General features: G+C 70.9%; 9 protein-coding genes. 6 read left to right on the top strand and 3 right to left on the bottom strand.

The window, feature by feature from the left end; all coding sequences use genetic code 11:
- Positions 1-504 (top strand): isocitrate/isopropylmalate family dehydrogenase (locus tag ABZU75_RS33345; protein WP_355563000.1); only part of this gene is annotated, 504 nt, incomplete at its 5' end.
- Between the two features lie 270 nt (positions 505-774).
- Here ABZU75_RS33345 and ABZU75_RS33340 read toward each other — a convergent pair.
- Positions 775-2,334, bottom strand: a complete 1,560-nt coding sequence (locus tag ABZU75_RS33340) for a sigma factor-like helix-turn-helix DNA-binding protein (protein ID WP_355562997.1) — start codon at positions 2,332-2,334, stop codon at positions 775-777.
- Positions 2,335-2,577: 243 nt separating this feature from the next.
- On the opposite strand from ABZU75_RS33340, the gene ABZU75_RS33335 reads away from it, so the two are divergent.
- Positions 2,578-4,896: a transporter substrate-binding domain-containing protein gene (locus ABZU75_RS33335; protein WP_355562994.1), complete on the top strand. Its 2,319-nt coding sequence runs from the start codon at positions 2,578-2,580 to the stop codon at positions 4,894-4,896.
- Between the two features lie 56 nt (positions 4,897-4,952).
- Here ABZU75_RS33335 and ABZU75_RS33330 read toward each other — a convergent pair whose 3' ends face one another.
- Positions 4,953-5,516, bottom strand: a complete 564-nt coding sequence (locus ABZU75_RS33330; RefSeq protein WP_355562991.1) for a helix-turn-helix domain-containing protein — start codon at positions 5,514-5,516, stop codon at positions 4,953-4,955.
- A gap of 79 nt (positions 5,517-5,595) precedes the next feature.
- Here ABZU75_RS33330 and ABZU75_RS33325 point away from each other — a divergent pair, with 79 nt between their 5' ends.
- From ABZU75_RS33325 to ABZU75_RS33315, 3 genes are all read left to right on the top strand, one after another.
- Complete coding sequence (locus ABZU75_RS33325; RefSeq protein WP_355562988.1) at positions 5,596-7,020, top strand: prolyl oligopeptidase family serine peptidase; 1,425 nt, start codon at positions 5,596-5,598, stop codon at positions 7,018-7,020.
- 255 nt (positions 7,021-7,275) lie between these two features.
- Complete coding sequence (locus tag ABZU75_RS33320) at positions 7,276-8,253, top strand: malate dehydrogenase (RefSeq protein WP_355562985.1); 978 nt, start codon at positions 7,276-7,278, stop codon at positions 8,251-8,253.
- Between the two features lie 169 nt (positions 8,254-8,422).
- Complete coding sequence (locus ABZU75_RS33315; RefSeq protein WP_355562982.1) at positions 8,423-9,262, top strand: hypothetical protein; 840 nt, start codon at positions 8,423-8,425, stop codon at positions 9,260-9,262.
- Positions 9,263-9,327: 65 nt separating this feature from the next.
- Here ABZU75_RS33315 and galE read toward each other — a convergent pair whose 3' ends face one another.
- Positions 9,328-10,287 (bottom strand): UDP-glucose 4-epimerase GalE, encoded by a 960-nt coding sequence (galE, locus tag ABZU75_RS33310; protein WP_355562979.1) that lies wholly within the window; start codon positions 10,285-10,287, stop codon positions 9,328-9,330.
- A 121-nt stretch (positions 10,288-10,408) separates the two neighbouring features.
- Here galE and ABZU75_RS33305 point away from each other — a divergent pair, with 121 nt between their 5' ends.
- Positions 10,409-11,722 (top strand): hemolysin family protein, encoded by a 1,314-nt coding sequence (locus tag ABZU75_RS33305; protein WP_355562976.1) that lies wholly within the window; start codon positions 10,409-10,411, stop codon positions 11,720-11,722.
- The last annotated feature ends 12 nt before the right edge of the window (positions 11,723-11,734 follow it).

Below are 11,734 nucleotides of genomic sequence, written 5' to 3'. Positions count from 1 at the left end.
GTTGCCGGCAGTGACAACGTCATCGCGGCGTGGCCGCATATCGCGCCACACGTACCCGGTGCCTCCATCGAGCTGCTGCACCCCGGCGCCGCCAAGAACTACGACGGCGACGTCCAGTCCGACACCGTCGCCCAGGGCTTCGGCTCCCTCGGCCTGATGACCTCGGTCCTGCTCACCCCCGACGGCCGGACCGTCGAGGCCGAGGCCGCCCACGGCACGGTGACCCGTCACTACCGTGAGCACCAGAAGGGCAACCCCACCTCCACGAACCCGATCGCCTCGATCTTCGCGTGGACCCGGGGTCTCCAGCACCGCGGCAAGCTCGACAACACTCCCGCGGTGATCGACTTCGCGGACAAGCTGGAGCAGGTCTGCGTCGAGACCGTCGAAGGCGGTCAGATGACCAAGGACCTCGCCCTGCTGGTCGGCGGCGACGCCAAGTGGCTGACCACCCAGGACTTCCTGGCGGCGCTGGACGAGAACCTGAAGAAGAAGATGGTCTGACCGCGTCAGGTCAACCCCCGACCGCGAGGAAAGGGCCGCCCCTACGGCGGCCCTTTTCCGTGTTTTCCCGCTCGTCATACGGGATCGTGGGGCCGCCGTGTCTCCGGGGCGGCCTTTTTCCGTGTTTTCCCGCTCGTCGTACGGGGTCGTGGGGCCGCCGTGTCTCCGGGGCGGCTCTTTTCCGTGTTTTCCCGCTGGTCGTACGGGGTCGTGGGGCCGCCGTGTCTCCGGGGCGGCCTTTTTCCGTGTTTTCCCGCTGGTCGTACGGGATCACGGGGTCACCGCGGCCCCCAGCACGATCGGGGCGTCGGCGGGGAGGCCGGGCAGGGGGCGCGCCCGTCCGGTGACGGCGTCCACCCGGAAGAGGCCGAGGGGTTCGCCGCCGTCCCTGGCGCTCATCCTGACGACCACCTCGCGGGTGTCCAGCCAGCTCACCACCTCGGCGGTGGCGGGCCGCTCCGTCTCGGGGAGCGGGAGCCGCCTGAAGACCCGCCGCGACTCGGCGTCGATGACATGGAGACTGTGGGGGTCCTCGCCCTTCCCCGCGACGATCGCGGCGGAGTACCTACCGCTGGGAGAGTCGGCCCAGGTGCCGTACCTCTTGCCAAGCCAGGCGGCGACCTTCTCGGTCGGCGGCAGCTGCTCCGCCGGTACGGACGTCAGGTCGCCGGTCGTGAAGTCGGTTCGCAGCCGCCGCTCGCCGAGCGTGACCGTGAAGTGGCGGCCGTTGGAGGAGACGCTCACCAGCGTGCCGTTCTCGGTGTCGGCGGAGGCGAGAACCGGCGACAGGTAGCGCTTCACCCCGCTGCCGAGGTCGTGGGCGACATAGCGGCGCTCCGCCGCGCTGAGGTAGGCGATGCGGCGCCCGTCATGGCTGATGGCGGGAACCAGCCGAGGGTGCTCCTCGCCGTCGCCGCGCGCGAGGCGCTGAGCGGCGTCGGGAACGCTCAGCGTCGACTCGCAGGGATCTGTGCCCTCGCACGGGGGAAGGCCGGGAGCGGAGTTCTCAGAGCCGCTGGAGACCAGTTTCAGGGTCCAGCCCGCGCAGGTCACGTCGCCGGCCCGTGCCGGGGACGTGCCGTCCGCCTGGACGCCCTGGCCGGGACAGCGGCCGGGGATCGCGTAGCGGATCACCGAGGAGGTCCGCGGCGCCTGCCACGGTGCCGGGGTGGCGCTCGGCGCGGGGCTGGAGACCGCCCGTACCGGCTCCTGGACCTGTGCGGCGTGCGGCCGGTTCCGCTCGCCCAGCGCCGAGTTCCACACCTCCGCGCGCTGGAGCATGACGAAGGCGGCGATCAGGCCGACCGGTACCAGCGCCGCCGCCACGGCGAGGAGGGCTCCCCGGTTGCGACGCCGCCTGAGCGTGCGCATGGACCGGGCGCTGAGGTCGGGAACCGACGCCTCGCCCGCCGCCGTGGCCATCCTGTTGACGAGGCGGGTCTCGTTCCCCTTGGTGAGGGTGTCGACCGCCTCGGTGATCTCCGCCTCCACCGTCTTCTCCGGCAGGCCGAGGACGGAGGCCATCTCGGCGCGGCTCCTGCCGTCGTGCAGGCAGGCGACGACGAGGAGGCGCTGCCGGGGAGGCAGCCGCACCAGAGCCGTCGGCCCGGCGGCGCTCGGCCGCGCCAGGAAGCGGCGGTAGAGCGCGATCTGGGCGTGCGTGGTGGGGTTCTCCCACACCGGTGGCGGCCAGGAGAGGGCGACCGTGTGGAAGGAGCGCAGGGCGAGGCGGATGGCCTGCTCGTGGCTGCCGGTGAGAAGGAGGGCGGTGCCGACGAGGGAACGCTGATCGCGCTGTACGAACTCGCGATAACCGATATATCGGCGCATGGAAGTTTTTGCTCCGGCTTGCCTGAGGGACGTACAACGGTAGCGATCTAAGCGGCTGGAGCGCCAGATTGGGGTGAATGTCGGAGATTGGGGAGTGAACGTGTCTGGCATCTCACCATGACGGGGGCTGTGGACATGGCCACGTTGTAGGAAAACTGAGGTCACGTCGGGATAACAAAGGGAGGGTATGAGCTATGGCGCCGTAAAGTTTGCCACGTTGGAGATTACGAGACCGTGGGGGCGATGATGTCGGAGATCGCGCCACTGGAAGCGGGAGAGCCGCGCCAGCTTGGGCCGTTCCGCGTCGTCGGAAAGATCGGCGAGGGCGGGCAGGGCATCGTCTACCTCGGGATCAACGCCGCGGGGGAGCGGGCGGCGATCAAGCTGCTGCACGTGAAGTTCTCCGGCGACGCCACCGCCAGGTCCAGGTTCGCCAGGGAGGCGCGGGCGGCCCAGCGGGTCGCGTCCTTCTGTACGGCGGCCGTCCTGGACGCCGACCTCAAGGGCGACACCCCCTACATCGCGAGTGAGTACATCGAGGGCAGGTCGCTGAGCGAGGTCGTGGAGACCGACGGCCCCCTGCGGGGCGCCGCGCTGCAGCGGCTGGCGATCGGCACGGCCACCGCGCTCACCGCGATCCACCACGCCTCGATCGTGCACCGCGATTTCAAACCGGACAACGTGCTCATCGCCGCCGACGGCCCGAGGGTCGTCGACTTCGGCATCGCCCGCATCCTCGACTCCACCGGCACGATCACCAGCCGGGCCATCGGCACCCCCGCCTACATGGCGCCCGAGCAGATCTCCGGCTCCGAGGTCGGGCCGCACACCGACGTCTTCGCCTGGGGAGCGACCATCGCGTTCGCCGCGACCGGCGAGACGATCTTCGAAGGGAGGTCGATCGCCGTGGTGCTCAATCGCATCCTCAACCACGAGGTCGACCTCGGCTCGCTGCCGCAGCCGCTGCGCGGCGTGGTCACCTCGGCGCTGGCCAAGTCACCCGCCGACCGGCCCTCGGCGGACCAGATCCTGCTCAGGATGCTCGGCCACCCCGAGACGGTGAACGCCTCGCCCGCGATCCTCACCCAGGGGGCCAAGGTCGCCGCCCCCGACGAGCTCCGCTCCCGCACCCGGAACCGCGACGAGTCCCAGGCTCGTGATCAGGGCCACGACCGGCCTCGGCCCCGTGCCCAAGGTCCGGGCCCCGACGACGACGCGACCAGTCTGATGCGCACCCCGACTCACCGGACGAACGCCCCGGGTGAGCCGGTCCTGCCGTCCACCGGGCTCCGGATGGGAAACCTCGCCCAGGACCCGCCCCTCCGCCCTGGTCAGGAGGGTACCGGTACCGAGGGACAGGAGGACCGGACCAGGCGGCCGGGGCAGGGCGAACGCCGTGAGACCTCCGGCCGGGGCGACCTCCCGTCCGCGCACGGTCCCGCGGAGAGCCCGTCCCACCCCGACCACCGCTCTCCGGAGCGCCGCCCGTCGAGCTACCGGGAGTACCCCTCGTCCCCCGGGTATGGCGAGTACCCGTCCTCTCCCGGCTACCGGGAGTACCCCTCGTCTCCCGGATACGGCGACAGCGTGGCCTCCCCGGAACAGGCGGGGGAGGTGCCGCCGCCCAGCTGGCAGGTGTCCGCGACCCTTGTCGGCGGGCCGGCGGCGCCACCGGCCCGCCGGCAGGGGAGGCGCTGGATCGCCATCGGGGTCGCCGTGCTGCTGATCGCGGGGGCGGCGTTCGCCGCGGTCCGCTGGTGGCCGAGGACCGTCTCCCAGGGCGAGCCGGAGCCGGCCGAGACCGCCCGCCCCTCGTACACCTCGGTGGTCGACAAGGCCGCCAAGACGGGCAGGCTCACCATCGGCGTGCGCGACTTCCTGCCCGGCATCGCACTGAACAACGGCGGGAAGTGGGGCGGCTTCGAGATCGACCTGGCCCTTGAGATCGCCAAGGCGCTGGGGGTGCCGGAGAGCGGCGTCACCTTCAGGTCCACCGCCCGCGCGGAGCGGCCGAAGCTGCTGGCGGACGGTGACATCGACCTGGTGCTGGCGACCTACTCGATCAACGACACCGACGACGTCACCTTCGCGGGGCCCTACTACCTCGCCCACGTCGACGCCCTCGTCAAGGACAGTTCGCTGATCGTGACCGTGAAGGGCCTGGAGGGCAGCCGGATGTGCGAGCCGGCCGCCAGCGTCTCCGTGGCCGTGATCCAGGACGTGGTCGAGCGGCTCACCCTGGTGCCCGCCAAGACCTACTCCGAGTGCGTCGACAAGCTGCGGGCCGGTGAGGTCGACGCGATCCCCGGCGATGACCTGCTGCTGGCCGGCTACGGCAACCGGGAGAGCATCCACCACAGGCTGCTCGGTCTCAAGCTCACCGACGAGCGCTACGCGGTGGCGCTCAAGAAGGGCGACAGGCGCACCTGCGAGGCCGTCAGGGGAGTGATCGCCGCCCTCTACAAGGACGGTACGGTCCGCAGGCTGCTCGACAAGCACTTCTCCAGGGTCGAGTTCCCCGGACGGGAGAACGCCCGCCCCGCCATGGCCGCCTGCGCCTAGTAGGGCTTGGCCAGGTGTCCTGTCCCCCGAGCGGGGGCCAGGCCGGCTGTACGCAGTCAGTCCTCGTCGGCGGGTAGGGCGAAGAGCCGGATGTACAGGGGGCGCGCGTCCGGCGGAGCGTCTTCCGCCCGATGGCTGTACTTCATCAGCAGCGCGATGTAGGCGTCGAAGAACTCCTGGAACTCGGCCTTGGTCATCCGGCCGAGACCGCGCGATCCCCTGGCCCAGTCGGGGTCGCGCAGGTAAGCCTCGGGAAAGCGCTCGAACAGCACGCGATCCTCGTCCATGCCGACCCGGTGGAACTCGGCGAGCACGGGGCGGTCCTCGGGGGCGAGCTGGTCGGGCGTGGGCAGCCGCATGTCTCTCGGTCCCTCGACCTTGCGCCACCAGCGCTCCCTGCCCGTCGAGCGCTCAGGGATCTCCTCGATGAAGCCGGTTTTCTCAAGTTGGCGCAGGTGGTAGCTGGTCGTGCCGGTATTGGCGCCGAGCGACTCGCCGAGCGTCGTCGACGTCGCGGGGCCGTGCACGTCGAGGTGGCGCAGCATGAGCCGCCGCATGGGATGGGCCAGTGCCTTGAGCCGCGCCGGGTCGTCGAGCAGGAATGACTCCTCATCCTTCATGAGGAGCAGTCTAGTACCACAGAACGATATCTGCAGAGAAATGTTTGCAGACATCTCTCTGTCGAATATCGTCGGCATTATGCGACGAAGCCTCCTGGCGGCGCTCACCGCCCTCTGCCTGCTCGCCACCCCCGCGGCCGCCGCGGCGACCACCGAGACTCCGCCTGCCGTACCGCCCGACCTGAAGGCGACGCAGGTGAGCTTCCGCGGCGACGGGGGGCTCACCCTGCACGGCACGGTCCTCTCACCCGCCGCGGCAAAGCCCGCCCGGCCCGGCATCGTCCTCGTGCACGGCTCGGGTACGGGTACGCCCCGCACGAAGCTGATGAGCGAAGCCGTCGGTTTCGCCCGCCAGGGCCTGTCCGTGTTGATCTACGACAAGAGGTCCAAGGGCTACTCGCTTTTCCAGCGTTCGTACTCGCAGCTCGCCGACGATGCTCTCGGCGCCGCGGCCACGCTGCGTTCCCAGCCGGGCGTCGACCCGGCGAAAGTCGGCGTCTGGGGCTTCAGCGAGGGCGGATGGGTGGCCCCGATCGCGGCCTCACGTTCGAAGGACATCGCCTTCGTCGTGCTCGTGGGCGCGAACAGCCTGCAACCACTGCGCCAGCAGACCTGGGCCGTGGCGGCCGGGCTGCGCAAGGCCGGGGTGTCGGGCCCACTCGTCGACCGGGCCGAGCTCAACCTGTACCGGACGCTTGCGGACGGCGGCATGTTCCCCGAGCCGTACTACGACCCGGCGCCGACCATGGCCGCCGTGCACCAGCCGGTGCTCGGCATCTGGGGCGTCCACGATCTGCTGACCCCGCCCCGGGAGAGCCCGCCGGGGTTCGCCCGGGCGCTTGAGCATGGCGGCAACCGGAACTACACGTTCCGCTTCTTCCCCGACGCCGACCACGCCGCACACCTGACCCCGGACGGCGGCGTCACCCGGTCGCCCGAGCTCGCTCCCGGATACGCCGACCTGGTCGGCTCCTGGGTCCAGGACGTCACGGCGGGCCGTCCGCCCACCGCGCGGACGTCCGGCCCCGATCCCGTCCAGGAGTCCCCGACCGTGCCGGTGGAGCCGCCGACCTGGTGGGAGTCGGCGCCGATGCAGCTCGCGGTACTGGTGTTGCTCGTCGTCGCGTTCGCCGCCTATCCGCTGGTCGCGCTGGCGCGTCGGCTGCGCGGCGGCTCGCGGGCGCCGGTGAGCAGGGCCGCGCGGTTCCTCAGCGCCGGAGGGCTCGCGGTGCTGCTCGGGTCGCTCTCCTACCTGTTCTACCTGGTGATGACCGGCGGCAAGCTGGCCGCTCCCGGCCCCGTTCTGGCCGAACGCCCGCTGATCTGGCTCGCACTGCAGGCCCTCGCGGTGGCTTCCGCGGTCGCCGCGCTTCTCACCGCGCTGGCCTGGCACCGCGCCCGCGGGTCCGTGCCGCCGGGGGAGAGGGTACGGCTCGGCCTCCTGGTCGCCGGCGGGCTGGTGTTCATCCCGTGGGGCCTCTACTGGGGCCTGCTGCTTCCGTGACGGCCTCACCTTTCATGCGGCTCGCGTCAGGGGAGTCGATGTCGTGGCGAGTGCTGTCCCGTAGGCGAGCGTCCCGGCGGGGAAAGAGCCGGGCGGGGCGCGGAGACGACCTGTCGGCGGCGCCGGGCCCGCCAGGGCACCCGCCACGCCGATTCCGCCGCCTGGAAGCCGGATGGGGGCACTCGCCCGACGGTCGTTCGTCGTGTGCGGGTAGCATCCGAGCGTCACAATTCATCCTTCGAGTGGGGGAAGGTCATGGCCCAGACTCCCGTAAAGGTCACCGTCACCGGCGCCGCCGGTCAGATCGGCTACGCGCTGCTTTTCCGCATCGCCTCGGGCCAGCTGCTGGGCGCCGACGTCCCGGTCAAGCTGAGCCTCCTGGAGATCCCGCAGGCGGTCAAGGCCGCCGAGGGCACCGCGATGGAGCTCGACGACTGCGCGTTCCCGCTGCTGAGCGGCATCGAGGTCACCGACGACGCGAACGCGGCGTTCGACGGCACCAGCATCGCCCTCCTGGTCGGTGCCCGCCCCCGGACCAAGGGCATGGAGCGCGGAGACCTTCTCCAGGCCAACGGCGGCATCTTCGGCCCACAGGGCAAGGCGATCAACGACAACGCGGCGGACGACATCCGCGTGCTGGTGGTCGGCAACCCGGCCAACACCAACGCGCTCATCGCCCAGCAGCACGCCCCGGACGTCCCGGCCGAGCGCTTCACCGCGATGACCCGCCTCGACCACAACCGCGCGCTCTCCCAGCTCGCCGCCAAGCTCCAGGTCCCGGTCAGCGAGATCAAGAAGATGACCATCTGGGGCAACCACTCCGCCACTCAGTACCCCGACCTCTTCCACGCCGAGGTCGGTGGCAAGATCGCCGCCGAGCTGGTCGACGAGGCCTGGCTGCGCGACACCTTCATCCCCACCGTCGCCAAGCGCGGCGCCGCGATCATCGAGGCCCGTGGCGCGTCCTCGGCCGCCTCCGCCGCCAACGCGGCGATCGACCACGTCTTCGACTGGGTCAACGGCGCCGAGTGGACCTCGGCCGCGATCCCCTCCGACGGCTCGTACGGCGTGCCCGAGGGGCTCATCTCCTCCTTCCCGGTCGTCTCGCGCGACGGCAAGTGGGAGATCGTCCAGGGTCTGGAGATCGACGCCTTCTCCCGTGAGCGGATCGACGCCACGGTGCGCGAGCTCGAGGAGGAGCGTTCCGCGGTGCGTGAGCTCGGTCTCATCTGAGCGGACGTTTCCCAGTCAGCGTTCGAAGGGGGCCCCGGTGAGCCGGGGCCCCCTTCGCGTCCCGGCTCACCGGGAGTACGTCCGGCTCCCGGAGAGAACGGACGGCAGAGGGAAAAGGCGGCGTGTCGATCATCGCGGAGCGGTGTGTCCCGGCGTTCAATGATCACCTATGGTCGGGGGATCGCTGTTCAGGGAGCACGTCGCGGTACGGATCGTCGCAGGGGTGATCTGTCTCGTGCTCGTGACGGTACCCCGGGCGGCGTCGGCCTCGCCCGACGACGAGGGCTGGGGCGGCGCCGATCTGTCGGTGCGGCTGACCGTCTCCCCGAAGCGCGCGCAACCGGGACAGCCGCTGACCTACCGTGCCGAGGTGCGCAACGCCGGCCCCGGAGACGCGGTGCTGCCGCTGCTCACGGTCCGGCTGCCCGACGGGGTGGAGGTGATCGGGGTCAACGTCGCCGAGTGCCTCCCCGGTGCCACCGCCGGTGAGGTGGTCTGCGCCGCGACGAAGGACGTCCCCGCCGGGCAGACCGGTGGGGTGACGATCAACGGGGTGGTCAAACCCGGCGCGCGGGGCCCGCTGACGGCGAGCGCGACGCTCTCCTCCGAGGTCGTGGACGACGACGAGACGAACAACCGCTCCCAGACGCTGACCGAGGTGGACGACGGTACGGACCTCGCGGTCAGGCTCTCGCGCGCGGCGCGCGCGGGCCGTCTGGTCACCGTGTCCGCGGTGGTGCGCAACCGCGGGCCGCGGCGTGTCCACGACGCCGGGGTCTTCTTCGACACCGGCGGCGCGCGCCTCATGTCGGCGAGGGGCGCGCGGTGCGACTCCCATCCCGCCTACGTCGGCTGCAGGCTGCGTACGGTCGGCGCGGGCAGGAGGGTGAGTTTCATGCTCGCCTTCGTGGCCCGCGGGCACGCGCCGCGGGCCGAGGCGACCGTCTACTCCCTGCGGCTGGGCGACCGCCGTCCGGCCAACAACACAGCCCGTTTCAGCCTGAGGTAGGCGTGGCCCTCCGAGTCGGCGGGTGGCCGGCGCCGGGTACGCGTCTCGGGCGTGGCGGGAGGCGGTCAGCCGATCAGGGCGGCCCAGGCGTCGGCGACGACGTCACGGAGCGACGGGTGCTCCGGCTTCCAGCCGAGCTCGCGCCGGACCTTCTCGGAGGAGGCCACCAGCACGGCCGGGTCACCGGCGCGGCGCTCGCGCACGACCACGGGGATCTCGTGGCCGGTCACCTCGCGGCAGACCGACAGCACCTCGGAGACCGAGAAGCCGGTCCCGTTACCCAGATTGTAGATCTTGTGCTCGCCCGGCGAGCAGGCGTCCAGCGCCAGCAGGTGGGCCCTGGCGAGGTCGGCCAGATGGATGTAGTCGCGCACGCATGTGCCGTCGGGGGTCGGGTAGTCCGTGCCGAACAGGCTGACGGACTCGCGTCCGCCGAGCGGGACGGCGAGGATGTTGGGGATCAGGTGGGTCTCTGTGGCGTGACGCTCGCGGTAGACGTTGCCGTCCCCGGCGGTGTAGGCGCCGCCCACGTTGAAGTAGCGCAGGCTCACCGCGGCCAGGCCGTACAGCCCGGCGAACGTGCTCAGCGCGGTGTCGACCGCGAGCTTGGACGCGCCGTAGGGATTGGTGGGCCGGGTCGGGTCGGTCTCCAGGATCGGGGAGCGCTCCGGCTCGCCGTACGTCGCGGCGGTGGAGGAGAAGACGATCCTGCCCACCCCGGCGCCCCGCATGGCGTCGAGCAGGGCCAGGGTGCCGCCGAGGTTGTGCGCCCAGTACAGGCCGGGCCGCTCCACGGACTCGCCGACCAGGGACTTCGCCGCGAAGTGCAGCACTCCGTCGATACCGTTGAGCACCCCGGCGGCCTCGGTGATCGACCCCTCGACGAAGCGGGCGCCCGGTGGCACCGCGTCGGCGTGGCCGGTGGAGAGGTCGTCCAGCACGGTGACCTCGTGGCCCGCCTCGACGAGTTGTGCCGCCACGGCGCTGCCTATGTATCCGGCGCCTCCGGTGACGAGCAGCTTCACGGAGCCTCCTGTTTGATGTTGTTTGTACTTGTTTATTTTTGTAACCCTACGCCAGCATATGCTGGCACATCAAATATCGGCCACCGCCGGAACGGGCGACCGCCATGACGGAGACGATCTCGTGAACAGCGTCCTGGCGAACATCGCCTTGGTCATGCTCTTCGTACTGATCGGAGGCTTCTTCGCCGCGGCCGAGATGGCCATGGTCTCACTCAGGGAGAGCCAGGTCAGGCGGCTCGGCACCCGGGGGCGCAGGGGGGTGAGGGCCGCCAGGCTCGCCCGGGACCCCAACCGTTTCCTGTCCGCGGTGCAGATCGGCGTCACCGTGGCGACCATGCTCTCGGCCGCCCTGGGCGCCGACACCCTGGCCAGGGACCTCATCCCGGTGGTGACGGGCTGGGGGGTGCCGGAGGCCGTGGCGGATCCGCTCGCCCTGGTGCTGGTGACGCTGGTGATCTCGTACACCTCGCTGGTCCTCGGCGAGCTCGCGCCCAAGCGGATCGCCAGGCAGCGGGCCGAGGGGATCTCACTGCTGGTCGCGCCGTTCCTCGACAGGATGGCCGCGCTCTCGCGGCCGATCATCTGGGCGCTGTCCAAGTCCACCGACGGGGTGGTGAAGCTGCTCGGCGGCGACCCGGGCGCCGACCGCGAGGAGATCTCCACCGAGGAACTGCGCGAGATGGTGGTGGGCCACCAGGAGCTCACCGACGACGAGCGCCACCTGATCGGCGAGGTCTTCGCGGCGGGCAAGCGGCAGCTCCGCGAGGTGATGCTGCCGCGCACCGAGGTGGAGTTCATGGCCGCCGACACGCGGCTGGCCGAGGCGGCGATCCTGGCCGCGGCCATGCCGCACTCCCGCTTCCCCGTCTACCGGGACTCCTACGATGACATCGTGGGCTTCGTCCACATCCGTGACCTGCTCGACCCGGTGCTGACCGGCTCCATCGAGCCGATCAGCGAGCTGGTGCCGATCCGTCCGGTCAAGCTGGTCCCCACCAGCAAGCGGGTGATGGCCACGCTGTCGGAGATGCGCAGGGAGGGACACCACCTGGCGATCGTGGTCGACGAGTACGGCGGCACCGCGGGCATCGTCACCCTGGAGGACCTGGTCGAGGAGCTGATCGGCGACATCCGCGACGAGCACGACGTGGCGGACGAGCACGTCGCGCTGCCCGCGGGGGAGGTCGAGCTCGACGGGCTGGCCAACCTCGACGAGGTGGCGGCCGAGAGCGGGATCCGCCTGGCCGACGGCCCGTACGAGACCCTCGGCGGGTTCGTCATGTCGAAACTCGGCCACCTGCCCGTGCTCGGGGAGCGGGTGGAGATCCCCGGGTTCGAGTTGAAGGTCACCGACATGGACGGCCGCAGGGTCGCCAGGGTCAGGATCAAGCGGAGCACTTCACGGACCGAGGCGCCGACCACTCCCGACAGCTGACAGAATTGGTGG

Origin of the sequence: Streptosporangium sp. NPDC005286, assembly GCF_040607515.1 — a bacterium.
GTDB lineage: Bacteria > Actinomycetota > Actinomycetes > Streptosporangiales > Streptosporangiaceae > Streptosporangium.
The sequence above is the reverse complement of the archived record's forward strand: the minus strand, read 5'-3'. Positions and strand labels throughout refer to the sequence as shown.

Excerpts from the sequence above, each read along its gene's own strand:
- ABZU75_RS33330 (WP_355562991.1), bottom strand. The coding sequence starts at position 5,516 with ATGAAGGATGAGGAGTCATTCCTGCTCGACGACCCGGCGCGGCTCAAG.
- ABZU75_RS33340 (WP_355562997.1), bottom strand. The coding sequence starts at position 2,334 with ATGCGCCGATATATCGGTTATCGCGAGTTCGTACAGCGCGATCAGCGT.
- ABZU75_RS33325 (WP_355562988.1), top strand. The coding sequence starts at position 5,596 with ATGCGACGAAGCCTCCTGGCGGCGCTCACCGCCCTCTGCCTGCTCGCC.
- ABZU75_RS33315 (WP_355562982.1), top strand. The coding sequence starts at position 8,423 with ATGGTCGGGGGATCGCTGTTCAGGGAGCACGTCGCGGTACGGATCGTC.
- ABZU75_RS33320 (WP_355562985.1), top strand. The coding sequence starts at position 7,276 with ATGGCCCAGACTCCCGTAAAGGTCACCGTCACCGGCGCCGCCGGTCAG.
- ABZU75_RS33335 (WP_355562994.1), top strand. The coding sequence starts at position 2,578 with ATGATGTCGGAGATCGCGCCACTGGAAGCGGGAGAGCCGCGCCAGCTT.